The organism is Streptomyces sp. NPDC012835 (genome assembly GCF_042900885.1).
Lineage (GTDB): Bacteria > Actinomycetota > Actinomycetes > Streptomycetales > Streptomycetaceae > Streptomyces.
The window spans coordinates 767,417-792,236 of sequence record NZ_JBIBBW010000003.1 but is presented as its reverse complement, the minus strand read 5'-3'; the positions used below and the strand labels follow the sequence as shown (position 1 = coordinate 792,236).

At 73.2% G+C, this 24,820-nt stretch carries 24 protein-coding genes; 19 read left to right on the top strand and 5 right to left on the bottom strand.

The features are described 5' to 3' along the window. Positions 1-199: 199 nt before the first annotated feature. Positions 200-1,132, bottom strand: coding sequence for a RimK family alpha-L-glutamate ligase (locus ACFY6S_RS16770; RefSeq protein WP_388817007.1), 933 nt, complete (start codon positions 1,130-1,132; stop codon positions 200-202). A 261-nt stretch (positions 1,133-1,393) separates the two neighbouring features. Between ACFY6S_RS16770 and ACFY6S_RS16765 the strand changes: the two genes are divergently transcribed. Continuing rightward, entirely contained in the window at positions 1,394-3,121 is a 1,728-nt protein-coding gene (locus ACFY6S_RS16765) for an MFS transporter (RefSeq protein WP_388817004.1), read from the top strand. Between the two features lie 25 nt (positions 3,122-3,146). Here the strand turns inward: ACFY6S_RS16765 and ACFY6S_RS16760 are convergent, their stop codons facing one another. After that, on the bottom strand, positions 3,147-4,031 hold the full coding sequence (locus ACFY6S_RS16760) for a class I SAM-dependent methyltransferase (RefSeq protein WP_388817001.1): 885 nt from the start codon (positions 4,029-4,031) through the stop codon (positions 3,147-3,149). After that, positions 4,028-4,660: a DUF2064 domain-containing protein gene (locus tag ACFY6S_RS16755; protein ID WP_388816997.1), complete on the bottom strand. Its 633-nt coding sequence runs from the start codon at positions 4,658-4,660 to the stop codon at positions 4,028-4,030. Before ACFY6S_RS16755 ends, ACFY6S_RS16760 begins: the two co-directional genes overlap by 4 nt. A gap of 423 nt (positions 4,661-5,083) precedes the next feature. On the opposite strand from ACFY6S_RS16755, the gene ACFY6S_RS16750 reads away from it, so the two are divergent. The 5 genes from ACFY6S_RS16750 (at position 5,084) to ACFY6S_RS16730 (ending at position 10,691) form a co-directional block, all read left to right on the top strand. Continuing rightward, entirely contained in the window at positions 5,084-6,562 is a 1,479-nt protein-coding gene (locus ACFY6S_RS16750) for a hypothetical protein (RefSeq protein WP_388816994.1), read from the top strand. Between the two features lie 469 nt (positions 6,563-7,031). Next, positions 7,032-8,273 (top strand): cytochrome P450, encoded by a 1,242-nt coding sequence (locus ACFY6S_RS16745; RefSeq protein WP_388816991.1) that lies wholly within the window; start codon positions 7,032-7,034, stop codon positions 8,271-8,273. A gap of 36 nt (positions 8,274-8,309) precedes the next feature. Beyond that, the gene (locus ACFY6S_RS16740) at positions 8,310-8,507 is read left to right on the top strand and encodes a ferredoxin (RefSeq protein ID WP_388816988.1); all 198 of its coding nucleotides are present in this window, start codon (positions 8,310-8,312) and stop codon (positions 8,505-8,507) included. Next, a complete protein-coding gene (locus tag ACFY6S_RS16735; protein WP_388816985.1) occupies positions 8,504-9,688 on the top strand; it encodes an NAD(P)/FAD-dependent oxidoreductase in 1,185 nt (394 codons plus the stop codon). Before ACFY6S_RS16740 ends, ACFY6S_RS16735 begins: the two co-directional genes overlap by 4 nt. A gap of 136 nt (positions 9,689-9,824) precedes the next feature. After that, on the top strand, positions 9,825-10,691 hold the full coding sequence (locus ACFY6S_RS16730; RefSeq protein WP_388816982.1) for an SDR family oxidoreductase: 867 nt from the start codon (positions 9,825-9,827) through the stop codon (positions 10,689-10,691). 34 nt (positions 10,692-10,725) lie between these two features. Here ACFY6S_RS16730 and ACFY6S_RS16725 read toward each other — a convergent pair whose 3' ends face one another. After that, on the bottom strand, positions 10,726-11,469 hold the full coding sequence (locus ACFY6S_RS16725; RefSeq protein ID WP_388816979.1) for a response regulator transcription factor: 744 nt from the start codon (positions 11,467-11,469) through the stop codon (positions 10,726-10,728). A 267-nt stretch (positions 11,470-11,736) separates the two neighbouring features. Here ACFY6S_RS16725 and ACFY6S_RS16720 point away from each other — a divergent pair, with 267 nt between their 5' ends. The 9 genes from ACFY6S_RS16720 to ACFY6S_RS16680 all read left to right on the top strand — a co-directional run bounded on the left by ACFY6S_RS16720 (position 11,737) and on the right by ACFY6S_RS16680 (position 20,701). Further along, positions 11,737-13,224 (top strand): MFS transporter, encoded by a 1,488-nt coding sequence (locus ACFY6S_RS16720; protein ID WP_388816976.1) that lies wholly within the window; start codon positions 11,737-11,739, stop codon positions 13,222-13,224. Positions 13,225-13,551: 327 nt separating this feature from the next. Beyond that, positions 13,552-14,781, top strand: coding sequence for a cytochrome P450 (locus ACFY6S_RS16715; protein WP_388816973.1), 1,230 nt, complete (start codon positions 13,552-13,554; stop codon positions 14,779-14,781). A gap of 119 nt (positions 14,782-14,900) precedes the next feature. Further along, the gene (locus tag ACFY6S_RS16710; protein WP_388816970.1) at positions 14,901-16,121 is read left to right on the top strand and encodes a cytochrome P450; all 1,221 of its coding nucleotides are present in this window, start codon (positions 14,901-14,903) and stop codon (positions 16,119-16,121) included. A 2-nt stretch (positions 16,122-16,123) separates the two neighbouring features. Beyond that, positions 16,124-16,768 (top strand): TetR/AcrR family transcriptional regulator, encoded by a 645-nt coding sequence (locus ACFY6S_RS16705; RefSeq protein WP_388816967.1) that lies wholly within the window; start codon positions 16,124-16,126, stop codon positions 16,766-16,768. 276 nt (positions 16,769-17,044) lie between these two features. After that, on the top strand, positions 17,045-17,572 hold the full coding sequence (locus tag ACFY6S_RS16700; protein WP_388816964.1) for a MarR family winged helix-turn-helix transcriptional regulator: 528 nt from the start codon (positions 17,045-17,047) through the stop codon (positions 17,570-17,572). Positions 17,573-17,625: 53 nt separating this feature from the next. Next, positions 17,626-18,393, top strand: coding sequence for a response regulator transcription factor (locus tag ACFY6S_RS16695; protein WP_388816961.1), 768 nt, complete (start codon positions 17,626-17,628; stop codon positions 18,391-18,393). 205 nt (positions 18,394-18,598) lie between these two features. Then, positions 18,599-18,796, top strand: coding sequence for a ferredoxin (locus tag ACFY6S_RS16690; RefSeq protein ID WP_329072673.1), 198 nt, complete (start codon positions 18,599-18,601; stop codon positions 18,794-18,796). Positions 18,797-18,884: 88 nt separating this feature from the next. After that, a complete protein-coding gene (locus ACFY6S_RS16685; protein WP_388816958.1) occupies positions 18,885-20,048 on the top strand; it encodes a histidine kinase in 1,164 nt (387 codons plus the stop codon). Further along, positions 20,036-20,701: a response regulator gene (locus tag ACFY6S_RS16680; RefSeq protein ID WP_388816955.1), complete on the top strand. Its 666-nt coding sequence runs from the start codon at positions 20,036-20,038 to the stop codon at positions 20,699-20,701. Before ACFY6S_RS16685 ends, ACFY6S_RS16680 begins: the two co-directional genes overlap by 13 nt. A 12-nt stretch (positions 20,702-20,713) precedes the next feature. On the opposite strand, the gene ACFY6S_RS16675 is transcribed toward ACFY6S_RS16680, so the two are convergent. Then, positions 20,714-21,409 (bottom strand): rhomboid-like protein, encoded by a 696-nt coding sequence (locus ACFY6S_RS16675; RefSeq protein ID WP_388816952.1) that lies wholly within the window; start codon positions 21,407-21,409, stop codon positions 20,714-20,716. On the opposite strand from ACFY6S_RS16675, the gene ACFY6S_RS16670 reads away from it, so the two are divergent. The 4 genes from ACFY6S_RS16670 to ACFY6S_RS16655 all read left to right on the top strand — a co-directional run bounded on the left by ACFY6S_RS16670 (position 21,408) and on the right by ACFY6S_RS16655 (position 24,735). Then, complete coding sequence (locus ACFY6S_RS16670) at positions 21,408-22,340, top strand: aminoglycoside phosphotransferase family protein (RefSeq protein ID WP_388816949.1); 933 nt, start codon at positions 21,408-21,410, stop codon at positions 22,338-22,340. The genes ACFY6S_RS16675 and ACFY6S_RS16670 overlap by 2 nt on opposite strands. A 25-nt stretch (positions 22,341-22,365) precedes the next feature. After that, the gene (locus ACFY6S_RS16665) at positions 22,366-22,845 is read left to right on the top strand and encodes a GNAT family N-acetyltransferase (protein WP_388816946.1); all 480 of its coding nucleotides are present in this window, start codon (positions 22,366-22,368) and stop codon (positions 22,843-22,845) included. 88 nt (positions 22,846-22,933) lie between these two features. Continuing rightward, complete coding sequence (locus tag ACFY6S_RS16660; protein ID WP_388816943.1) at positions 22,934-23,653, top strand: GntR family transcriptional regulator; 720 nt, start codon at positions 22,934-22,936, stop codon at positions 23,651-23,653. After that, positions 23,650-24,735 carry an ADP-ribosylglycohydrolase family protein gene (locus ACFY6S_RS16655; protein ID WP_388816940.1) on the top strand — a complete coding sequence of 362 codons (1,086 nt, stop codon included), beginning with the start codon at positions 23,650-23,652 and terminating at the stop codon, positions 24,733-24,735. The genes ACFY6S_RS16660 and ACFY6S_RS16655 overlap by 4 nt, the downstream gene beginning before the upstream one ends. Positions 24,736-24,820 lie beyond the last annotated feature (85 nt).

Genomic DNA, 24,820 nt, shown 5'->3' with positions numbered 1-24,820 from the left:
GTTCGGGGCATTCGGGGCGATCGGCGCGCTGTCGCTCTCGCCCCGGCACTGAATCGCGTTGCGGTGTATCCATTTGTTGACAGCGCGCTGGGCGGTGCATCAGGATCGGTGCACATCAGAGATCGCCGCCGGTCCTCACGATCGGGCGGGGTGCCGCACAGGGGACGGCACCCCGCCTCCCGGGCCGGTCGCTCGCCGGCTATTCCGCGGGTTTCCACGCCTTGAGCCGGCGGCCGACGCAGTCGGTGATGGCGGGCGTCACCGCCGTCATCCCCGGGCGCCAGCCGGGGACGGCGTTGACCTCGCAGACGGTGTACGCGCCCTCGGGGGCGAACAGCAGGTCCACCCCGGCGATGGCGAGTCCCACGGCGTCGGCGGCCCGGACGGCCAGTTCCTCCGCCTCCGGCCAGCGGCCCAGGCACAGGTCGGCGGCGCCTCCCCGCGCGATGTTCGAGGCGAGGCCGCCGTCGCTGGAGGTACGCACCGCGGCGGCCACGGTCTGGCCGTCGACCACGATGAGGCGCAGGTCCCGGCCGTGCGAGTGGGACACGTATTCCTGGAACAGATGCGGTGTCTCCTGTGCCAGGGCGCCCGCCACATCGCGCAGCATCCGCGTATCGGGCGCGAGGAACACCTGTCTGCCCTTGGTGCCGCCGACCGACTTGACCACGCACGGTGTGTCCAGGCGGGGGGAGCGTACGACGCCTTCCAGCGGGGCGGTCGCGTACGAGAGGGTGTCGGGCACCGGCAGCCCGGCCAGGGCCAGTTCCTGCGACTGCCAGACCTTGTTCCGGCACACGAGCTGCGCGTCCAGCGGGTTGAGGAGCGTGGCCCCCATGCGTTCCAGGTGCCGCAGCAGGGTCACCTCCCGGTCGTGGAGCATCGAGCCGGGGATCTGACGTACGCACACCACCTTCGGGACGGGGACATCCGCGCCGCCCAGGGTCCGCAGGATCAACCGCCCCTGGTGGACGCCGAAGACGAACTCGTCGGTGTGCCAGATGGCGAACCGTGGTCCGTGGAGCGCCGCGAGGGCCCCGGCCAGTTCCCGGGTCGCGCCTTGCAGGGGGGCCGGGTGCTCCCGCACGAGCAACCACACGTCGACCTCCGGCACCGACGCCGCGCTTGCCATACGTACCTCTTCTCCGCCCGGCATCAGAACGGCAGATACCTGTCCCGTCCGGGCCCGCGCCATGCGCGACACGCGCCGGGGGCCCGGCCGTGTGCGCCTGCGGCCGTGTGCGACGCGTCCTGGAACGGGATCGGCAGCGTGACGGGCCCGCGCACCGGCGGTCGGTCCGCCCGGCCGCCCGCCCGCAGCGCTGGCCGGGCCGGGGAACCGGGATTAGCTTGGACCCACTCGACCAGGCCGGTTCCGACGGGATGGTGGTCCGTGCGCAGCGCAGGTTTCCGCCGGTCCGCTCACCGCGCGGGCGCGGACCGGGGCGCGCCGGGGCCGGGGTACAAGTGGGTCGCTCTGTCGAACACCACGCTGGGCGTGCTGATCGCGACGATCAACCTGTCGATCATCCTGATCGCGCTGCCGGACATCTTCCGGGGCATCGGGGTGAATCCGCTGGAGCCCGGCAACACCAGCCTGCTGCTGTGGCTGATCATGAGCTACATGGTGGTCACCGCCGTGCTGGTGGTGAGTTTCGGCCGGTTGGGGGACATGTACGGCCGGGTGCGCATGTACAACCTGGGGTTCGCGGTCTTCACCCTGTTCTCCGTACTGCTCTCGGTGACCTGGCTGCACGGCACGGCGGGCGCCCTGTGGCTGATCGGGATGCGGGTGCTCCAGGGCGTGGGCGGCGCCATGCTGATGGCGAACTCCAACGCCATCCTCACCGACGCCTTCCCCGCACATCAGCGCGGTCTCGCGCTCGGCCTCAACCAGGTCGCCGGAATCGCCGGCTCCTTCGTCGGACTGGTCCTCGGCGGGCTGCTCGGGCCGCTCGACTGGCACCTGGTGTTCCTGGTCTCCGTACCGTTCGGGCTGTTCGGCACCGTCTGGGCGTACGTGAAGCTGCGGGACACCGGCGTCCGCACCCCCGCCCGGCTCGACTGGTGGGGCAATCTGACCTTCGCCGTCGGCCTGATCGCCGTGCTCTCCGGCATCACGTACGGCATCCAGCCGTACGGCGGGGACACCATGGGCTGGACCAACCCGTGGGTGCTCACCGCGATCGGCGGGGGGCTGGCCCTGCTGGCGCTGTTCTGCCTGATCGAGACCAGGGTCGCCGAGCCGATGTTCCATCTGGCGCTGTTCCGCATCCGGGCGTTCACGGCGGGCAACGTGGCCAGTCTCCTGGCCTCGCTGGGGCGCGGCGGGCTGATGTTCATCCTGATCATCTGGCTCCAGGGGATCTGGCTGCCGCGACACGGCTACGGCTTCGAACAGACCCCGCTGTGGGCCGGGATCTACATGCTGCCCCTGACCATCGGGTTCCTGATCGCGGGCCCCTTCTCGGGCTGGGCCTCCGACCGGCTGGGCGCCCGGATCTTCACCACCGGCGGCATGCTGCTGGCCGCGGCGACCTTCGTGGCGCTGAAGGTGCTGCCGGTGGACTTCGCCTATCCCTGGTTCGCCGTCATCCTGCTGTTCAACGGGCTGGCGATGGGGCTGTTCGCCTCACCGAACCGGGCCGCGATCATGAACAGTCTGCCGCCGGACCAGCGCGGCGTGGGCGCCGGGATCAGCACCACCTTCCAGAACTCGGCCACCGTGCTGTCCATCGGGATCTTCTTCTCCCTGATGATCGCCGGACTGGCGAGTGCACTGCCCGCCGCCCTCACCCACGGCCTGACCGCCGAAGGTGTCTCCGGCGCGGACGCGGCGCGCGTCGCGGCCCTGCCGCCCGTGGGCGTCCTGTTCGCCGCGCTCCTGGGATACAACCCGGTGCGGACCCTGCTCGGCCCGGAGGCGCTGGCGCATCTGCCGAGCGGGCACGCCGACTACCTCACCGGACGGGCGTTCTTCCCCAAGCTGATCTCCGAGCCGTTCGCGCACGGCCTCTCCATCGCCTTCGACTTCGCGATCGCCGCCTGTCTGGTGGCGGCCTTCGCCTCCCTGCTGCGCGGCGGCCGCTATGTGCACGGGGAGAGGGCGGAGGAGGCGTGAGGCGGGCCTCTCGGCGTGGCGGCGCTCAGCCGGCGGGTCCGGGGGGTCGGGTGGGTCCGGGGGGTGCGGCGGGTCCGGAGGATGCGGCCGGTCGGGCGGGTCCGGCGGCTCCAGTGGGTCCGGCGGCTCCCGTCGAACCGCCGGTGACGGTGACGGTGACGGTGACGGCGGCTTCGGTTTCGGTTTCGGCTTCGGTTTCGGCGCCGGCGCTTCTGCGCAGGACGACGAAGTGGCGCCCGGCCTCGGTCCAGTGCTCTGCCGCCGCCCAGCCGGTGCTGCGGCCGTAGCGGGTCAGCGCGTGGCAACTGAGCCGCGCCCAGGTGAAGGCGGCGCCCGAAGCGCCCCTGCCGTCGGCGACCCGCGCCTGGAACCGTTCGTCCAGGTCGCTGTCCCCGGCCGCGAGGGCGGTTTCGACCAGCAGGCGGGCCGACGGGGTGAGGATGCGGGCCGTACGGTCGAGCAGCGCGCGGGGATCGCCGCCGATGCCGATGTTGCCGTCGATCAGGAGGCCCGTGTCCCAGCCGCCCTCGTCGGGGACCGGGTCGAAGACCGACTGCTCCCGCGCCCGGCCGCCCGCTCGTACCGTACGGGTGACGGCCGCCGGGCTCACGTCGATGCCCAGCGTCCGGTGTCCGGCGCGGGTGAGCGCCCGTACGAGCCGGCCAGGGCCGCAGCCGATGTCCAGCACGGCGCCGCGACATCGCGCCAGCACGGTCCGGTCCGCCGCGTCGGGCTCGGCGCACCAGCGCTCCACGTCCAGCGGGAGCAGCCGGCCGTCAGCGCGGCGCAGGAACAGGGGGCCGCGGCCGGTGCGCAGCGCGTCGCTGTAGGGGTCGGCGTGCCACGGAAGCGTCCGGCGCCCGCGCACCGGGGCGCTGTTGCCCGCCGTCCGCTGGGGTGCCGAGGTCATGGCGCCGCCACGGGGGCGAGCCGGGCGAGGGCGGCGGCGAAGCGGCTGTGCGGGGCCTCGGCGGCGACCACCAGGGCGTCGTCGGCGGTGTCGACGTCCCGGAGGACCGGCAGGTTCCGTACGGTCAGACCGGCGTCGGTCAGCCGGGCACGCTGCACCGCCCCGGTCTCGGGCAGCGACATCGGTACGCCGAGGAGGAGCGCCGGATCGGGTGCGGCGAGGCCGAGTGCCCAGAAGCCGCCGTCGACCGCCGGGCCGAACCACGCGTCGGCCGAACTCCAGGCGAACGGCTCCAGAACGGGGGCCAGTTGGGCCGCGCCGACCTGCGGAGTGTCCATGCCGAGCAGCACGGTGGGGCCCTCGCACGCCCCGAAGGCCGCCGCCAGGCGTTCGTCCAGCCGGCCGGCGGACTGCGGCATCACCTCGAAGCCGGACGGGAGCCACGGGCCGGGGCTGCCGTCCAGCACCAGCACGCGGCGGCGCGCGGGCAGGGCGCGGACGGTGTGGAGCGTGTCGGTGAGGGCGGCCTCGGCCAGCTCGGCCGCCTCCCGGGGGCTGAAGGGCGGCGTGAGCCTGGTCTTCACCCGGCCGGGGAGAGGCTCCTTGGCCATGACGAGCAGCGTGGTCATCGCGCACCCCCGCGTCCGGCACCCGCGCCCACCGGCCCGCCGCGCGCGACCTCGCGCGGGACCTCGCACGGGACCTCGCACGGGGCCTCACGCGGGACGTCGGGCGACGGGGCGCGCGAAAGGAGAGTAAAGGGATGAATGACCTGCTCTGTCGCTAATACGAACATTCTTGGACGATAGAGGGACGGTGCCTCCGCGCCACGGTCCCGCGCCGCGAACGGCGCGGAGTTCCCCCGGCCCGGCCGACCGGGAGCACTCCAAGCTCCGCGCCGCCCTCCGCCCCGCACCGTCCTTCGCTGCTGCACCCCGCTCCTCTCCGCCCGTCTCCGCCCGTCTCCGCCCGTCTCCGTCCCTCTCCGCCCCTCCGGCGACGCGGCCGCCGCCTTCCCGGTCGGCCCGGGGCCGCGCCCATAACGTGGCCGCGTGACCCTCCACTCACCCCCGCTCCGTTCCCCCTCACCCGAGGCCGGCCCGGCCACGGCATCCCCCCACCGCCTCGACCTGATCACCGCCGCCGGGGGCGCGCTGCTGTTCGCCGTCGCCGCCGTCGCCGGTACGGCCATCGAGCACACCACCGGCTCGCTGCGCGCCCCCTGGCCCCCGCTGCTGGCCCGCTGGATGCCCCATCTCGGCCCCGGCACCCCCACCGCGCTGCTCGTCGCCGCGCTGGTCGTGCTGTACGGGCCGACGGTGGCGGCCCGCCTGCCCTGGCGACACCTGACGTGGACGGCCTGGCTCTCGGCGATGGCCTGGACCTGGTCGCTCGCCCTGGTGGACGGCTGGCGGACGGGGGTCGCCGACCGGCTCACCACACGCTACGAGTACCTGCGCGGAATCAGCCGGTTCGCCGATATCCCGGCCGCCCTGCGCGAGTTCAGCCAGCACATCCCGGGCGGCGTGCCGGGCAGCTGGCAGCCGCACATCGCCGGACATCCGCCCGGTGCCGTACTGACCTTCGTCGGCCTCGACCGGATCGGGCTCGGGGGCGGCGGCTGGGCCGGGGCCTTCTGCATCGTCACCGGCAGCTCCGTGGCGGCGGCGGTGCTGGTCGCCCTGCGCGCGCTGGGCGCCGAGCACACCGCCAGAGCCGCGGCCCCCTTCCTGGTCCTCGCACCCGCCGCCGTGTGGGTGGGCACCTCGGCGGACGGCTACTTCGCGGCGGTCGCCGCCTGGGCCCTCGCGCTCCTCGCCGTGGCGGCCGGACGCGGCGGCCGGGGCGGCGGAGCGGCGGTGGCCGCGCTGGGCAGCGGACTTCTCTTCGGGGCGACCCTGTACGTGTCCTACGGGCTCACCCTGATGGTCCTTCCCGCGCTCGCGGTGCTGGTGTGCGCCCGTACGGCCCGCCCCGTGCCGCCGGCCGCCCTGGGCCTCGCGGCGGTCGCCGTCACCTTCACCCTGCTCGGCTTCCGCTGGTGGGAGGCGTACCCGCTGCTCGTCGAGCGGTACTACCACGGCTCGGGCGGACTGCGCTCCTACGGGTACTGGGTGTGGGGCAACCTGGCCTGCGTGGTGCTGTGTTCGGGGCTCGCCGCCGTGGCGGGGGCGCGCCGCGTCCTGGCCGCCGTCCCGTACGTCGTGCGGCAGCGGTGGCGTTGGCGGTCCCCGGCGGTGGGCGCGGCCCGGAGCGGGCCGGTGCCCGAGCCGGTGGACGCGGTGTCGCCGCTGTCCGTCGCCGGCCGCCTCGCGCCGCTCGTCCTCATCACGTGCGCCGTCCTGACCGCGCTGCTGGTGGCGGACCTCTCCGGCATGAGCAAGGCCGAGACCGAGCGGATCTGGCTGCCCTTCACCCTCTGGCTCCCGGCCGCCGCCGCCCTGCTGCCCTCCGGCGGGCAGCGCGGCTGGCTGGCGGCGCAGGCGGCGCTCGCGCTGCTCACCAACCACCTGCTGCTGACCTACTGGTGACGCTCCCCGGGCGGCGCCACAGGCGTCGCAGACGAGGGCGTCGTCGCGTTCGCCGTCCGCGCGGCGCGTCCGTCCGCGCGGCGCGTCCGTCCGCGCGGCGCGTCCGTCCGCGTGGCGCGTCCCGTGCGCCACGCGGACGCCCCGCCCAGGCCGACCGGTGGGCGGGGGCCCGGAGGGGGATGTCGCGTATGGCCCGCCTGGGCGGGATCGGAACCGTACGGTCCCGGTCCGGCCCGGCCGGGCGGCATCGGAACCGTACGGTCCCGGTCGGTACGGTCCCGGTCCGTACGGCGGCTGTCGCGGACCGGAGATCCCTGACCCATGACCCAGGGGAGGGGCGTCCCACCCCGCCCCGTGACGTGCGTCACGTCCGGTAGATGTCAGCGAACCGGCCGGAAGGCGTCAGCCCGCTCCGCTTCTCTGGTGCGCAGTCGAGTCCTTCGATCCCCCACAGCACCGAGGAGACGCCATGACCGATACGCTGACCTGCCCCGTGGGCGGCACGGGCGAGTCGCTGCCCCCGTATCCGATGGAGCGGGCGGCGGAGTGCCCGCTGGCACCCGCCCCCGCGGCGCAGCGGCTGCGCGCCGAGGCGCCGATCTCCCGGGTGCGGATCTGGAACGGCGCCACGCCCTGGCTGATCACCCGCCACGCCGACCAGCGGGCGCTGCTGACCGACCCGAGGGTCAGCGACGACGACCTCGACCCCGGGTTCCCGTACGTCAACGCGCACCGCGCGCAGATCGCGCCGGTGTCGCCGCGCATGATCACGAACACGGACGCGCCGGAGCACACGCGGCTGCGGCGGACGGTCAACGGGCCGTTCGTCGTCAAGCGGATCGAGAAGATGCGCGAGCCGATCCAGAAGATCGTCGACGGCCTGATCGACGACATGCTGGACGGGCCGAACCCGACGGACCTGCTGAAGGCGTTCGCGCTGCCGGTGCCGTCGCTGGTCATCGCACAGCTGCTCGGCGTGCCCTACAAGGACCACGACTTCTTCCAGCGGAGCAGCAGCACCGTACTCGACAGCACCGTGCCGCCGGAGGAGGCCCGGCGGGTCAGCGGCGCGCTCGCCGCCTACCTGGACGACCTGCTCGGCGAGAAGCTGACCAACCCCTCCGACGACATCCTCTCCGAGATGGGCGGGCGCGTCACGGCAGGTGAGATGACCAGGACCGAGGCCGTCCACATGGGCGTCGCGATGCTGATCGCCGGGCACGAGACCACCGCCACCATGATCAGCCTGGGCACCCTGGCGCTCCTCCAGCACCCGGACCAGCTCGCCCTGGTGCGGGAGACCGACGACCCGAAGCTGATCGCCAACGCGGTCGACGAGGTGCTGCGCTACCTGTCCATCGTGCAGACCGGGGTACGGCGGGTCGCCAAGGAGGACATCGAGATCGGCGGTGTCGTCATCAAGGCCGGCGAAGGGATGATCTTCGACCTGCACGCCGCGAACTGGGACCCCGAGGCGTTCGCCGAGTCCCAGCGGCTCGACGTGACCCGCCCGGCGCGCCAGCACCAGGCGTTCGGTTACGGGCCCCACCAGTGCCTCGGGCAGAACCTCGCCCGGCTGGAACTCCAGGTCGTCTACAGCACCCTCTACCGCCGGATTCCCACGCTGCGGCTGGCCGCCGACCTCGCGGACCTGGAGTTCGACCACGTCGGGACGACCTACGGCGTCCACAGCCTGCCGGTCTCGTGGTGACCCGGCCCGCACGGAGGAAGTGAAGTGGAGACACCCATGCGTGTGGAACTGGACGAGCCGAAGTGCGTCGCGGCGGGGCAGTGTGTGATGGCCTCCCCCGAGGTGTTCGACCAGCGGGACGACGACGGCGTCGCCGTCGTGCTGGAGGAGAACCCCGACGAGAGCCTCCTCGACGGGGTGCGGGAAGCCGTGGCGATCTGCCCGGCCGCCGCGATCAGGCTGGTGGAGCGGTGAGGCGCGTCGTCGTGGTGGGCGCCTCGGCGGCCGGCCTCGCCGCCGCCGAGACCCTGCGCCGGGAGGGGTACGAGGGGACGCTCAGCCTGATCGGCGACGAGCCGTACGCCCCCTACGACCGGCCCCCGCTGTCCAAGCAGATCCTGTCGGGCGAGTGGAGCCACGAGCGGCTGCCGCTGCGCCCGTACGCCGACCTCGACGCCCTCGGTCTCGATCTGCGGCTGGGCGCGGCGGCGACCGGGCTGGACACGACCGACCGCGCGGTGCTGCTGGCGGACGGGTCGCGGGTGGCGTACGACGGTCTGATCGTCGCCACCGGGGTACGGCCGCGCCGGCTGCCGGGGGACGGTGCGCAGCATGTGCTGCGCACCGTGGACGACGCCCTGGCGCTGCGGGACCGGCTGGGGCCGGGGCGGCGGCTGGTCGTGGTGGGCGCCGGGTTCCTCGGCGCGGAGGCGGCCGCCGTGGCGTCGGGCCTGGGCGCGCGGGTGACGCTGATCGAGCCCGCCCCCGTACCGCTGGCCCACGCGGTCGGCGGCGCGGTCGGGCAGGTGCTGTCCCGGGCCCATCTGGAGCACGGGGTGGACCTGCGCACCGGAGCGGCGGTGGCGGAGGTGACCGAGCAAGGGGTGCGCCTCGCGGACGGCGAACTGGTCGAGGCCGACGATGTCCTGGTCGCCGTCGGGTCGCACCCCAACACCGAGTGGCTGGCGGACAGCGGGCTGACGGTGGGGGACGGCCTGGTGTGCGACGAGTACAGCGCCGCGGGGCCGGGGGTGTACGGGGCCGGTGACGTGGCCCGCTGGCACAACCCGCTGTTCGGCGTGGAGATGCGGATCGAGCACCGTACGCACGCGGCGGAGCAGGGGATGGCCGCCGCCCGCAACCTCCTCCGCCCGGAGGCGGCGAAGCCGTTCGCCCCGGTGCCGTACTTCTGGTCGGACCAGTACGACATGAGGATCCAGGCGTACGGCTATCTGCGCGGACACGACGAAGTGGCCATCGTGGCGGGGGAGTTGGCGCGGCGCCGGTTCATCGCCGCGTACCGCACCGGCGGCCGGGTGACCGGGGTCCTCGCGGTGGGGATGCCGCCCAGGGAGATCCGGCAGTGGCGCCGGTCCGTCGCGGCCGGCGCGCCCTGGGACGAGGCGGTGCCGGCGCAGGCCGCCGAGGTGGCCTGACGCCCGCGGAGTTGTCCCGCCCCGGCCCGTCCGGACCGGGGCGGGAGCGGGTCCGCTGGGGAGCGGGGGCCGCTCCCGCCGTTCGCCTGCCCGCTCCGGGTCGCGCGAACTCCACTGGAGAACAAGGAGGTTGCTCATGCAGGACCGCACGGACCATACGGACCGTACGCAGGACGGTACGACCGACGCGCGTGACGTGGTGGTGGTCACCGGGGCCGGCGGTATGGGGACGGCCGTCGCCCGGCGGCTCGGCAGCGGGCGGACGCTGATCCTCGCCGATGCCTCGCAGAGTCAACTCGACCGCGCCGTACAGGCGTTGAGCGCCGAGGGGTATTTCGTACGGGGTGTGACGACCGATGTGTCCGACCGCGCGGCCGTCGAGGCGCTCGCGGAGGCAGCCGCGGCCGCGGGCCGGCTGACCGCCGTCGTCCACACCGCGGGCGTCGCGGCGGCCACCTCGTCGGCGCGCCGGATCTTCGACGTCGACCTGCTCGGCACGGTCCATGTCATCGAGGCGTTCGGGAAGGTGGCCGTCCGGGGCACGTCGCTGGTCTGCGTCGCCAGCATGGCCGGCCACTACGCGTCGCTGAGCCGGGAGGACGAGCGGGCGCTCGCGACGGCCCCGGCCGGGGAGCTGCTCGCGCTGGACGCGGTCGCCGCCGTAGGGGACGACGCGACATCCGCGTACATCCTGGCCAAGCGCGCCAACCAGGTACGGGTGGAGGCGGCGGCGCTCGCCTGGAATCTGCGCGGCGCGCGGATCAACACCGTCAGCCCGGGGGTCGTCTCCACCGCGATGGCGAAGGCCGAGGCCGACTCGGACCCCGAGGGACACATGATGAAGATGCTGGAGGCGTGCGGGGCGGGCCGTACCGGAACGGCCGGCGAGATCGCCGACGCCGTGGAGTTCCTGGCCGGGCCGCGCTCGCTCTACATCACCGGGACCGATCTGCTCGTCGACGGCGGGCAGGCCGGATGGATCCGCTGGCACCGGCAGGGCTGAGCGAGCGGGCCCGCCCGCCCCCGGCCGTACGGTCTCAGCTGCCGGGGCGGCCGAGGCGGTACCCGAAGCCCCGGTGGGTGTGGATCAGCGCGGGCTCGTCCCGGTCCGTGGCCACGTCCACCTTGTGCCGCAGCCGGCCGACCAGCTTCTCGATCGAGTGCCGGGCGCGGAACTCGCCCCAGACATGCCTGCTGATCTGCTCCTTCGACAGCACACGTTCCGCGTTGGCCATCAGATGGCGCAGCAGCCGGTACTCGGCGGGGGTGAGGCCGAGCGCCCGGTCCCCGCGCCGCGCCCGGCAGGTGGTCTCGTCCAGTGTCAGATCGTCGTAGCGGGGCACGCCCTCGTCCCGCGCGGGGCTCCGGTCGCGCAGCAGGACCCTGGTCCTGGCCAGGACTTCGGCGATCCTGACGGGCTTGGTGACGTAGTCCTCGTTGCCGGGGCACAGCTCGGGGGCGAGGTGGTGGAGGCTGTCCCACGCGGCCAGGAACAGCGGCGGCGGGCGGTCGGCGGGGGCGACCCGGCGGCCCCGGGCGAACCCGGCCAGGTCCGGCAGGGTGGCGTCCCAGATCACCAGGTCGAAGCGGTGCCCGCTCAGCCGGAGCATGCCGTCGGCGCCGCTCGTCTCCGTGGTGACCCGGTAGCCCGACCACTCCAGGGTGCGGGCGAGCAGCCCGGTGAGCCCGGGGTCGGCGGTGACGGCCAGGATGTGCGGCCTGTCCCCGGACGGGTCCGGGGAGGCGGATGCCGCTGTCGCCGGCGGCGGCCGTGTGGGCATGCGGCCAGCGTAGAGCCGCCTGCTCGGCTTGCGGAAGTGAGCGTCCGGGGTGGGGAGTTCGGGGGCGGGGGATCGGGGGCGGGGGATCGGGGGCGCCGGGGCGTCGGACGCACCCGGCGCCGGTGCCTCCGGGCGCCTCGGCCGTGCGGGCGCCTCGGTCGTGCGGGCGGCGGGTGGGTTACGGGAAGGTTAAGTTGCTTAAGTCAATCAATTGGAATATGGTTGCGTGACTCAAGTACATCAGAGGATTCCCGCGGAGGCGTTTCCATGTCCGACACTCTTGCCCGACCTGTATCCGGGGGATCGGCCCCGCCGAGGTCGAACGCCGTGGTGGCGGTCCTGGCCTTCGCCGGGATCGTCGTCTCGCTGATGCAGACCCTGGTGATCCCGATCGTCCCGGAGCTGCCCAACTACCTCAACGCCTCGCCGTCCAACGCCATTTGGGCCGTCACCGCCACCCTGCTCGCCGCCGCCGTCGCCACCCCGGTCGCGGGCCGCATCGGCGACATGTACGGCAAGCGCCGGATGCTGCTGATCAGCGTCGGCCTGCTGGTGACCGGTTCGGTCGTCTGCGCGCTGAGCGAGTCCCTGGTTCCGATGATCGTCGGACGAGTCCTCCAGGGCCTGGCCGCCGCCGTCGTCCCGCTCGGCATCAGCATCATGCGCGACGTACTGCCCGCCGAGCGCCTCGCCGGGTCGACCGCGCTGATGAGCGCCTCGCTGGGCGTCGGTGGCGCGCTCGGCCTGCCCTCGGCCGCCTTCATCGCGGACAACTTCAACTGGCACGTGCTGTTCTGGGTCTCCGCCGCCCTCGGCGCCGTCGCCGCCGTACTGATCACCGTGCTCGTGCCCGAGTCCAAGGTCCGTACGGGCGGACGCTTCGACCTCGTCGGCTCCCTCGGTCTCGCGGCCGGGCTCGTCTCCCTGCTGCTGGCCATCTCCAAGGGCGGCGACTGGGGCTGGACCAGCGGAACCGTACTCGGCCTGCTCGCCGCGGCCGTCATCGTCCTGGTGGCGTGGGGCTACTTCGAGCTGCGGACGGCCCAGCCGCTGGTGGACCTGCGCACCACCGCCCGCAGGCAGGTGCTGTTCACCAACCTGGCCTCGATCGCCCTCGGTTTCTCGATGTTCGCCATGTCCCTGGTCCTCCCGCAGCTGCTTCAGCTTCCGGAGGCCACCGGGTACGGCCTGGGCATGTCGATGATGACCGTCGGTCTGGTCCTGGCGCCGCAGGGCCTGGTCATGATGGCCATGGCGCCGATCTCCGCCTCCATCTCCAGGACCAAGGGGCCGAAGGTCACCCTGATGATCGGCGCGCTCATCGTCGCGGCCGGCTACTCCCTCAACATCGTGCTGATGTCCCAGGTGTGGCACCTCATCCTGGTCTCCTGCGTCATCGGCGCCGGGGTCGGCTTCGCCTACGGCGCCATGCCCGCGCTGATCATGGGCGCGGTGCCCGCGTCCGAGACGGCCGCCGCCAACAGTCTCAACGCGCTGATGCGGTCCATCGGTACGTCGTTCGCCAGCGCGATCGCCGGTGTCGTCCTGGCCCAGATGACCACCGACTTCGGCACCGCCTCGCTGCCCTCGGAGAACGGCTTCAAGGTGGTCATGGCCATCGGCGCCGGTGCCGCCCTCCTCTCCTTCCTGCTGTGCACCTTCCTGCCGCGCCACCGCCCGGCGGCGGCTGCCCCGGCCGCGCCGGCCGCCACCGGCGAGGCCGAGCCCGCGGAGGTGACCGGGGCCGCGTCGTAACGGCCGTACGGGTGGTTCCCGTCCCGTCCCGTACCGTCCCGTACCGTCCCGCACCGCATCGCACCGCATCGCGCCGGCTCCGTCCGGCGAACCGGCCGCGCCCGGCCTCCGACCCAGGAGGCCGGGCGCGGCTGTGTCCCGAGGGCGCGGGGCGAGTCACGGCTGCCGGAGACGGGGTCGAGGCTTCTCGTCCGGGGCACCCGGGGCGCCCCGTGGCTGGTTCGGGTCGGTCGCGGGCGTGAATTTAAAGCACATGCTTGACTTAAGTAAGGGGATGGGATTGCCTGACCGCGCCGGAAGGACCGGTTCCGAGGAAGCGAGGCATCCATGGCCAGCACGTTGCGTCCGGCGGACGAACTCGGTTCGGATCTCCCCGAGTTCCCGATGGCCAGGGCGGCGGGATGTCCGTTCGACCCGCCTCCCGGGCTGCGCGACCAACAGCGCGCGGGGCGGCTCGGCAAGGTGCGCCTCTGGGACGGCAGTACGCCGTGGGTGGTGACCCGCCACGCCGACCAGCGGACCCTGCTGGGCGACCCCAGGGTCAGCGCCGATCTGCACAGGCCCGGCTATCCCAGCCCGGTGCCGATATCCCCGGGCAGCGGATCGATCAGCTTCATCCTCATGGACGACCCGGAGCACGCGCGGCTGCGGCGGATGGTGACCGCGCCGTTCGCCTTCAAACGGGTGGAGGCCATGCGGCCGGCCGTGCAGAAGATCACGGACGAGCTGATCGACACCATGCTGGCCGGTCCCCGACCGGTCGACCTGGTGCAGGCGTTCGCCCTGCCGCTGCCCTCGCTGGTGATCTGCGAACTGCTCGGGGTGCCCTACGGCGACCACGACTTCTTCCAGGAGAACAGCAAGGTCCTCATCAACCGCGAGGTGGCGCCCGAGGAGCGGATGGCCGCCTCGGGCCGGCTGGCGGCCTATCTGGAGGACCTGGTGGGCCGGAAGGGCGCGGACCCCGCCGACGATCTGCTGTCGGGTCTGGTCGGGCGGGTCGAGGCCGGTGAGCTGTCCCCCAACGAGGTCGCCCAGATGGGCGTGCTCCTGCTGATCGCCGGGCACGAGACGACCGCGAACATGATCGCGCTGGGCACCCTGGCGCTGCTGGAGAACCCCGACCAGCTCGCCCTGTTGCGCGACACCGACGATCCGAAGCTGGTCGCCTCGGCGGTGGACGAACTGCTGCGCTACCTCAACATCACGCACAGCGGGCGGCGCAGGGTGGCGCTGGAGGACATCGAGATCGCCGGGGAGGTCATCCGCGCGGGCGAGGGCATCATCGTGCCCAACGACATCGGCAACCGCGACCCCGACGTCTTCCCCGACCCGGACCGGCTCGACATCCGCCGCGACGCCCGCCGCCACGTGGCCTTCGGCTTCGGGGTGCACCAGTGCCTGGGGCAGACGCTGGCCCGGCTGGAACTCCAGGTGGCGTACAGCACCCTCTACCGGCGCGTCCCCGGTCTGCGGCCGGCCGCCGGGCTGGCGGACATCCCGTTCAAGCACGACGGGTCGGTCTACGGGGTGTACGAGCTGCCCGTGACCTGGTGACAGCGCCCCCGCCCACCCCTGCCTGTCCCTTTCCCCCCTTCCCTCTTCCCCCTTCCCTCTTTCCTCCCTTTTCCCCGCCTCTTTCTCCCGCCCCGACGGACTTCGACCGAGGAGACACGATGAGCCAGGACGACGCCGAGCAGGTCCTCACCTACCCGCTGCTCAGCGATTCGGCGCTGGAGCCGCCGGCCGAGTGGGCGCGGCTCCGGCGGGGCTGTCCGGTCGCCCGGGTGAAGCTGCCCAGCGGGGACGAGGCGTCGCTGCTGACGCGGTACGACGACGTCAAGCAGGTGCTGTCCGACCCGCGGTTCACCCGGCAGCTGGACGCCGACGACGCGGCGCGGCTCTCCGACACCGAGTCGGGCGGTGTGTTCAACAGCGAGATGTCGCGCACGATCCCGCAGGGCGGTGAGCCGCACCAGCGGTGGCGGCGGATGGTCAGCAAGTGGTTCACGGCCAGACGCATGGCTGCGCTGCGGCCGGGGATCGAGGCGATGGCCGAGCGGCTCATCGACGACATGGTGGAATCCGGCCACCCGGCCGATCTGAAGGCGGCCCTGGGCTTCCCGCTGCCGGTGTGGGTGATCTGCGATCTGCTCGGGGTCCCCGACTCCGACCGGGACCGGTTCGCCCACTGGTCCGACGCCCTGCTCAACCTGACCCGCTACACCCAGGCGGAGGTCGACGCGGCGCAGGCCGAGTTCGCCGACTACATGGGGGCCCATGTCGCCGCCAAACGCGCGGAGCGGGGTGACGACCTGCTCTGCGCGCTGATGGACGCCACCGGCGCCGACGGCTACCGCATGTCCGACGAGGAACTGGTGGCCACCGGACTGGCGCTGCTGATCGCGGGCCACGAGACGACGGCGAACATGATCGGGAAGATGGCGGCCATGCTGCTGTCCGACCGGTCGCGCTGGGAGCGGCTCCTCGCGGACCGGTCGCTGGTGCGCTCCGCGGTGGAGGAGGTGCTGCGGCTCGACGCCAACCCGGGCATCGGCATGCCGCGCTACATTGGGGAGGACACCGAGGTCGCCGGAGTGGTGCTGCCGCGTGGCACCACCGTGATGTGCAGCATGGGCTCGGCCAACCGGGACGAGGAAGTCTTCGAAGGCGCCGGGGAGATGACGCTCGGCCGCACCCCCAACGTGCATCTGGCGTTCGGCGCCGGGGCGCACTCGTGCCTCGGCCAGGCGCTGGCCCGTACCGAACTCCAGGCCGTGCTCGACGTGCTGCTGCGCCGGCTGCCCACTCTGGAACTCGCTGTCACGGTGGAGGACCTGCGACCTCTTGAGGGACTGGTGGTCGGCGGGCTGCGTGAAGTCCCGGTGAGATGGTGAGCATGGCAGGCGGGACGGTACGGGCCGAACAGGTCAGTGAGACAAGGGAGTTGATCCTGACCACGGCCGAGCGGCTGTTCGCGGAGCGTGGCGTGTACGCGGTGTCCAACCGCCAGGTCAGCGAGGCGGCCGGGCAGGGGAACAACGCGGCGGTCGGCTACCACTTCGGCACCAAGGCCGATCTGGTGCGGGCCATCGCCCGTAAGCACGCCGTGCAGATCGAGCGCGCCAGGGAGCTGCGGCTCGCCGAGGCGGGCGACTCCACCGACGTCCGGGTCTGGGTGTCGTGTCTGGTGCACCCGATCACGGACCATCTGGAGGCGCTGGGCAGCCCCACCTGGTACGGCAGGTTCTGCGCGCAGACGATGACCGACCCCGCGCTGCGCGAGAGCATGATCCAGGAGTCGCTGACGTCGCCCGCGCTCCAGGGGATCGTGGACGGTTTCAACCGGGCCCTGCCGGAGCTGCCTGCGGAGGCGCACGCCGAGCGCGGGATCATGTCGCGGCAGCTGATCCTGCACATGTGCGCCGAGCGGGAAGTCGCGCTGGCGGAAGGGGCGGTCACGGTCCGCTCGTCCTGGCGCCGGGCGGCCGACGGTCTGGTGGACGCGCTGGTCGGGCTCTGGCTGGCGCCCATCACCGGGTGAACCCGGGTGTCTGCCCGTCGTGACCGGTCCCGTACCTCCCTCGGGCCCGGCCGCGGGCCGCCCGTCGGGGCTCCGCCGGCCGGGTCCGAGGCCGCGCCGTACCTCCGTCCCCACGGGGACGGCGCCGCGGGACCGCATCCGCTCGGGACGGTCCCGGTCAGGGGGCCGGGGGCGCCGGGGGATGCCGGTTCCGGCCGCTGAGCCGTACGCTTACTTGACTAAGGCAAGCACAGATGACTTACTTGAGTCAAGCAAGTAGATGGTAAAGTGGTTCCCATGCCGACCTCGCCGCACTCCGCCGCCCCCGTTCCGGCCGACATCATCACGATCGAGCAGGCCCTCACCCAGATCTCCTACCTCACCAACCGGGTCCGCCAGCACGAGCGTCTGATGGCGCTGGCCGGTGTCCCGCTGGACCGCGCGGCTGTGGCGCTGCTGCGGGCGGTCGCCGACTCCGACGCGCTGCGCCCCAGCGAGCTGGCCGGACGGCTGGGCGTGGAGGCGTCCCACATCACCCGCCAGGTGCAGCAGCTCCAGAAGGCCGGGTACGTCGACCGCGTCCCCGACCCCGACGACCGGCGCGCCCAGCACATCCGGCTCACCCCCACCGGCCGCGACGCCGTCGACCGCGTCCGCGAGGCCAGCCGCGGGGGCATGCGGGTCGCCCTCGGTGACTGGTCGCCCGAAGAACTCCATCAACTCGCCACCCTCTTCCACCGCATGGTCGGCGACTTCCTCAGCGGCGCGGGCGAGGACCTCCTCAACGGCGCCGGAGACCACGCCAGGACGCCGGACCCCGCCTGAGCGCACGGGAACCCCCGATGGCGGAGTGCCAGCCCTATACGAACGGTCCTTCCATGTACGGGAAAACCAGTGAGAAGCCCAGGTACGGGAACAAGCCCGGGTACGGGAACACTGCCGGGAACGCCGACGGGAAACCCGCGCCGCCCCGCGGCGACGGGCGGCGGGTCCTGATCGTCGGCGACGACCCGCCCACCCTCGAACTCCTCTCCACCACCATGGAACTGGCCGGTTACCGCATCGCCACCGCCGGCTCCGGCCCCGAGGCGGTCGCCAGCCTCGGCGCGCACCCGGCCGATCTCGTCGTCGTCGACATGACGATGAGCGGCCTCACGCATGTCAGCGGCTTCCCCCGGCTCCCCGCCGCCGACCGCCCGCCCCTCCTCTTCCTCGCCGCCTGCGACTCCCTCGACAGCCTGGTCGCGGGAATCGGCCCCGGCGCCGCCGACTACGTCGTCAAGCCCTTCCGGGTCGCGGAAGTCCTCGCGCGGGCCCAGACGCTCCTGCGCGCCCGCCAACAGGAGAGCCGCCGCACCTCGGCCCCCCACTACGGCGACCTCACCCTGGACGACCACACCTGCCGCGCGCACCGCGGCGGACGCACCCTCGACCTCACCCCCGCCGAGTACCGCCTCCTGCGCCATCTGCTGCTCAACGCCGAGCAGGTCCTCTCCAAGGAGCAGATCCGCCGGCACGTCTGGGGCGAGGACCGCGCCGACAACGCGATCGAGAAGCTCGTCTCCCGCCTCCGCCGCAAGGTCGACCAGGAGGACCCGCCGCTGATCCACACCCGCAAGGGCTTCGGCTACTGGCTCGGCGTCTGATGCCGTCCGCCGGCGTTCCGGCCCGCCGCCGCCCCACCCGTGGCGTGACCTCCGTCACGTCGGCTTGCCGTCAGGTAACCGGCCGGAAGGCGTCAGCCCGCTCCGGTTGCATGGACCGGAGGCCGCCGGCGGCCCGCCCCCTCACCCACTCACGGTTCCGCCACCGGAACCACCCCCCACCGAGGAGAACATCGTGAGCGTCGACATGCGAGTGGAACTGGACGAGCCGAAATGCGTGGCGGCGGGACAGTGCGTCATGGCCGCCCCGGACGTCTTCGACCAGCGCGACGAGGACGGTGTCGCCATCGTGCTGAACGAGCACCCCGGCGCCGAACTGCACGAAGAGGTACGCGAGGCCGCGGCCATCTGTCCCGCCGCCGCGATCCGGCTGGTGGAGAAGTAGGGCAGAGGAACCCGGTCCGCCCGTGCCCCGGAGCCGCTCCGGCCCGGGGCGGCGTACCCGGCCGCCCGGCCCACCTAAAATGACCGGTATGCGAAAGACCGCGCGGCAGGCGGCACGGGCCACGGCTCAGCTCGCCGCGGCCGCGGCGCTGGCCTTCGGCTCGTACCTCTTCATCACCGTGCTGCTGTTCACCGCCGTCGTCACGCTCGCCGTGGTCGGCGCCGGACTGCTGCCCGAAACCGTACTGCTGATCCGCCGCATGGCCGGGTCGAAACGGCGCCAGGCGGCCCGGTGGACGGGCCGGGACATCCCGGAGGCGTATCTGCCGGTCACGGGCTCCCTCCGGGCCCGGCTGCGCACGGTCACCCACGACCCCGGCACCTACGCCGACCTGCGCTGGATGGTCGCCCACTACGCCTACGGCGTCCTCCTCTTCCTGCCGCTGCTGCTCCTGTGGCCGCTGGGACTGCTGGTCGACGGCGCCTGGTGCGGGCTGCTGCGCCGCCGCGCCCTCGTGCTCCCGCTGATCAGCCGGCTCGCCGGCCTCGACGCCGCCTGGTCGACCGGGCTGCTCAAGCCCTCCCCGAAGGCCCGGCTGGTCGAGCGCGTCGAGGAACTGACCGAGACCCGGGCCGGCGCCATCGCCGCACACGGCGCCGAACTGCGCCGTATCGAACGGGACTTGCACGACGGCACCCAGGCCAGGCTGGTGGCGCTGTCCATGCGGATCGGGCTGGCGAAACGCGCGTACGACCGCGACCCCGCCGCCGCGCGCAAGCTGCTGGACGACGCACAGGACCAGGCCGAGGAGGCGCTGACCGAGCTGCGCCACGTGGTGCGCGGCATCCACCCGCCGATCCTCACCGACCGGGGTCTCGCCGGAGCCGTACGGGCGCTCGCCGCGAGCAGCGGGCTCGACGTGACCGTACGCGTGGACGGTCTGAGCGACTCGGGTCACGGGCCGAGGGCCCCGGCGGCGGTCGAGGCCGCCGCGTACTTCGTCGTCGCCGAGACCCTCACCAACGCCGCGAAGCACAGCGGATCCCGCCGCGCCGAGGTCCGGCTCGCGCGTACGGACACGGCGCTGCGGGTGCGGGTCCGCGACGAGGGCCGGGGCGGGGCCGACGAGAACACCGGCACCGGACTCACGGGTCTGCGCCGCCGTGTCGCCGCGCTCGACGGGACCGTCGACGTGGCCAGCCCCGCCGGGGGACCGACCGTCATCGAAGTGGAGCTGCCGTGCGTGTGGTGATCGCCGAGGACCATGCCCTGCTGCGGGAAGGGCTCGTCCTGCTGCTCACGTCGGCGGGACACGAGGTGGTGGCCGTCGTGAGCAGCGGGCCCGAGGTGCTGCCCGCACTGATCGCGCACCGCCCGGACGCCGCCGTGCTCGATGTCCGGATGCCGCCCGGCTTCCGCGACGAGGGACTGCGCGCGGCCCTCGCGGCGCGGGCGGAGATCCCCGGGCTGCCGGTACTCGTCCTCTCGCAGTACGTCGAGGAGTCGTACGCCGCCGAGCTGCTGGGCGGCGGCGCGCGGGGCGTCGGCTATCTGCTGAAGGACCGGGTGGGCCGCGTCGACGAGTTCCTCGACGCGCTGGACCGGGTCACGGCGGGCGGTACGGCGCTCGACCCCGAGGTGGTGACCGAACTCCTCACCCGGCGCGGGGACTCGCCCCTGGACTCACTGACCCCGCGCGAGAGCGAGGTCCTCAAGCTGATGGCCGAGGGCCACGACAACACCACGATCGCCAGGACCCTGGTCATCACGGAACGGGCCGTCAGCAAGCACATCGGCAATGTCTTCCTGAAACTGGACCTGCCCCCGAGCGACAGCGGGCACCGGCGGGTCCAGGCGGTGCTGACGTATCTCAACAACGCCCGTGGCGTGCCCGGGCGGCCCTGACCGGACGGGCCGTCAACCGGCCCTGACGGACCGTCCGCCGTCGCTGCCGCCACCCGTACGCGGGCGGTGCTCGGCCGGCCGCCCCCGCGTCCGTCCGGGCCCCCGCCCGCGCCCCCGGGCGATCGGATAGCAGGCGAGCCCGATCAGGACGGCGCTGAAGTGGCCGAGGTCGGTGAAGCTGCGCCCGGTGATCAGGGGGATGCCGAAGAAGATGAGGACGGCCGCCAGATACGGCAGATGCCAGGGCCGGGGCACCCGGTAGGTCAGGACCGCGATCACCCCCGCGAGCGCGTAACTCACCCCGATGTCCAGGGTGTTGACCGCCGACTGCGGGGCGTGTCCATGGTGCACGGCCCAGCTGAGCACGCCCTCGCTGACCAGGGTCGCCCCGATGTGTGCCAACGCGGCGACGGCGAGCCAGCGCGGGGAGCCCAGCCAGTGCTCGGCCGGCGCGTGGAAGACGGTGTAGAGCACGGCGTACGGGAGCCAGCTTCCGCTGTCGATCCAGAAGGCGCTGGAGATCAGCACGCGCAGCGGGTTGGTCGACAGCTCATGGATATTGGTGGAGCGCTGGCGCAGGAAGTCGTCCTCGAACTCCGGTGACATCCGGTGCAGGGCGACGGTGGTGACGAAGAGGGCCGCCAGCCAGAGATAGGTGCCGGGGGCGCTCGTGATCCAGACGCGGACCGTGTGGAGGAAGCGGCGCATGGAGCGATTCACCCACGGCTCTAGGATCGAATCCGTGATTGACATTCCGGTGGCGCTGGCGGAAACACAGTCGAAGCACAACGGGGAGGCGGGCCGCGCGTTCATCGCGGAGCTGCCGGGGCTGGCGGCGGACTTCCTGGCGCGCTGGAACCTGCGGGTGACCGGCCCCTCGATGTACGGCGTGTGCGCGCTGGTGCTCCCCGTGGAACGTCCGGACGGCACGGGCGCCGTGCTGAAACTCCAGCTGCTGGACGACGAGTCGGCCGGCGAGCCCGTGGCGCTGCGCGCCTGGGACACCGCCGGTTCCGGCGCCGTACGGCTGCTCCGGCACGACGAGCGGACCGGCACGATGCTGCTGGAGCGGCTGAGCCCCCGCGATCTGGCGGGGGTGGAGGCGCGGGAGGCGGTCCGGGTCATCGCTGAACTGCTCGCCCGGCTCACGGCGGTACCGGCTCCCGCCGGGGTGCGCGGGCTCGGCCCCCTCGCGGCCCGGATGCTGGACGACCTGCCCCGGCTGTCCCCGCTCCTCCCGGACGAGGGCGAACGGCGGCTGCTGCGCGACTGCGCGTCGGCCGTGCGCGAGGTCGCGGCCGAACCGGGGGACCGGCTGCTGCACTGGGACCTGCACTACGAGAACGTCCTCGCGACCCGCGATGGCGATCCGCGCGGCCCCTGGCTCGCCATCGACCCGAAGCCGCTGGCCGGCGACCCCGGGTTCGACCTGATGCCGGCGCTGGACAACCGCTTCGACGCGGCGGAGACCGGCTGGCGCTTCGACCTGATGACGGAGGCGCTCGGGCTCGACCGGGAGCGGGCGCGGGCATGGACGCTGGGCCGCGTCCTACAGAACAGCCTGTGGCACATCGAGGACGGCGAGCGCGCCCTGGAACCGGTACAGGTGTCCATCGGCCGGGCGCTGCTGGCGCGTTAGCCGGGGGAGGGGGGAGGCTGGGGCCATGATTCGCACCGCGACCGCCGCCGATGTTCCCGTGATCCACGCGATGATCCGGGAGCTGGCGCAGTACGAGAAAGTCCCCGACGAGGCCCGCGCGACCGAGGCCCAGCTCCACGAGGCCCTCTTCGGCCCGCACCCGGCGGCGTACGCGCACCTCGCGGAGACGGCCGAGGGCGAGCCGGCCGGCTTCGCGCTCTGGTTCCTCAACTTCTCCACGTGGCGCGGGGTGCACGGCATCTACCTGGAGGACCTGTACGTACGCCCCGACCGCCGGGGCGGCGGCCACGGCAAGGCGCTGCTGACCGAGCTGGCCCGCATCTGCGTGGAGCGCGGCTACGAACGCCTCGAATGGTCCGTACTGGACTGGAACGAGCCGTCGATCGCCTTCTACCGCGCCATGGGCGCGCTGCCGCAGGACGAATGGACCGTCTTCCGCCTGACGGACGAGGCGCTGACGGAGCTGGGCGGCGGCGGGCGGTAGGGCTCAGCCCCGGAGCCTCGCCACCGCCCCGCGCAAAGATTCGGTCACGGTCATGGACGGGGAGAGGAGACACGCGTACGTTCTAGACATGCCTGGACAGGTACAGAAGCATCATCGCATCGCCCGCGTTCTCGCCGACGAGATCCGCTCCGGCGTGCACTCGGACGGCGTCAGGCTGCCCGGGGAGCACGCCCTCACCCAGCGGTTCGGCGTCAGCCGCACCACGCTGCGGCAGGCGCTGCAAGTCCTCGGTGAGCAGGGGCTGATCTCCACCCACGCCGGAATCGGCTCCTTCGTCACCTTCGACGGTACGCCGCTGGACAACCGCCTCGGCTGGGCCCAGGCGCTCGCCGAGCAGGGCATCGAGCTGCCCGTCGAGATCCTGCGCTTCGAGGAGGTGACCGACCCGGAACTGGCCGGGGAGCTGGCTCTGGAGTCGAGTGCGTTCATCGCGCTCGACCGGGTCAGGCGCCTGGCCGACGGCCGGGGGGTCTCGCTCGAACGCAGCCGGGTCCCCGCCGTGGGGGAGCTGGCCGGTCTGCCCCGGCGCGGCCTCGGCGGCGGATCGCTGAGCACCGCGCTCGTCGCCGCGGGCCGGGTGACCGACTCCGGCGAGGGACTGGTCTCCGTCCGTGGGCTCGAAGCGGCGGAGGCCGCCCTGCTGAACCGCTCCGCCGGGGAATCGTTCCTTCATCTGACCCAGGTCTACCGGGCCGCCGACGGCTCCGTCGTCGAGCAGGTCACCAGCCTGCTCGACCCGGTCCGGTTCCAACTGCACGTCCGCTCGGGCCGAGGAGGCCAACCGTGAACGATCAGCTCGACCGCGCCCTGGGCGCCTACTACGGACTCGCCCTCGGCGACGCACTGGGCATGCCCACCCAGGTCATGTCCCGGGAGGACGTCGTACGGGTCTACGGAACCGTCACCGGCTTCGAACCCGCCCTGCCCGACAACCCCGTCAGCGCGGGCATGCCGGCCGGATCGGTCACCGACGACACCGACCAGGCGGTCATCGTCGGCAGGCTCATCGACGAGGGGCGCGGCAGGATCGATCCGCTCCGCCTCGCCCACGAACTCCTCGCCTGGGAGAAGGAGATGAAGGCCAAGGGCTCCTTCGATCTCCTCGGCCCCTCCACCAAAGCCGCCCTGGACGCCGTCGCCCGGGGGGTACCGGCCGCTGAGGCCGGCAGGTACGGCTCCACCAACGGCGCCGCGATGCGCGTCACCCCCGTCGGCATCGCCTTCGCCGCCGAGCCGCTGCCCGACTTCCTCGACCGGGTCGTGGAGTCCTGCCAGGTCACCCATGACACGACGGTGGGCATCGCGGGGGCCGCGGCCGTCGCCGCCGCCGTGAGCACCGGGGTCGGCGGTGGCACGCTGGACGCGGCCGTCGCCGCCGCCGTCACCGCCGCGCGGGCCGGTGCCCGGCGCGGGCACTGGATCGCCGGGGCGGACATCGCGGCCCGGATCGAGTGGGCGTGGCAGCTGGTGGAGGGCCTGCCGCAGGCCGAGGCCCTGGACCGGATCTGCACGCTCGTCGGCACCAGTGTCGCCAGCCAGGAGTCGGTGCCCGCCGCGTTCGCCGTGCTCGCGGTGGCCGGCGGGGACCCGTGGCGCAGCACGCTGCTCGCCGCGAGCCTGGGCGGCGACAGCGACACCATCGGCGCCATCGCCGGAGCGGTCGCCGGCTCGGTCGCCGGGCTCTCGGCGCTGCCCGCCGAGGCCGTCCGGACTCTGCGCACGGTCAACGCGCTCGAACTGGAGCCGCTGACCGCACGGCTTCTCGGCCTCCGCGCATCCGGCACCCCCGGCACCCCCGCTGCCCCTGCCACCGGCACAGGCCACGGCACCGCCGCCGCCACCGGCTCCGCGTACTCACCGGCCGGCTGAAGCGCCCGCCCGCCCCGGCGGGCCGGGCCCGCCGGGCCGTCGCCGACCCGCACCCGACCCGCACGCCTCCCCGTACCACCCAAGG